Origin of the sequence: Mesorhizobium sp. M8A.F.Ca.ET.181.01.1.1 (assembly GCF_004792025.1) — a bacterium.
Classification (GTDB): domain Bacteria; phylum Pseudomonadota; class Alphaproteobacteria; order Rhizobiales; family Rhizobiaceae; genus Mesorhizobium.
The window spans coordinates 1-318 of the sequence record NZ_SRTV01000182.1 but is presented as its reverse complement, the minus strand read 5'-3'; the positions used below and the strand labels follow the sequence as shown (position 1 = coordinate 318).

Genomic DNA, 318 nt, shown 5'->3' with positions numbered 1-318 from the left:
CCGCCAGGCGCCACGTTCTCGGCGAGCCAGTCGAAATGCGGGGCGGTTTGCTGGCAGCCCGTAATTTTCATCAGCTGAACACCGCTGCCGGCCAGTTGCGCGTTGGCTTGCTCCCAGTAGCGGCTGTCTGTCCAGACGCCCGCGAAGTCCGCGGTGACGACGAGCGTGCCCGCCGAGCCGGTGAAACCGGAGAGCCATTCCCGCCCCTGCCAGCGCCCCGGCAGATATTCGGACAAGTGCGGATCCGCGGAGGGCACCAGGTAAGCAGCGACACCTGCGCGCGCCATCGCGCTGCGCAAACTGGCCAGCCGCTCGGGA

General features: G+C 68.2%; 1 protein-coding gene. It reads right to left on the bottom strand.

Features of this window, described 5'->3' with window-relative positions; translation table 11 throughout:
• Positions 1–287 (bottom strand): aminopeptidase P family N-terminal domain-containing protein (locus tag EN824_RS34150; RefSeq protein WP_245521086.1); only part of this gene is annotated, 287 nt, incomplete at its 3' end.
• Positions 288–318 lie beyond the last annotated feature (31 nt).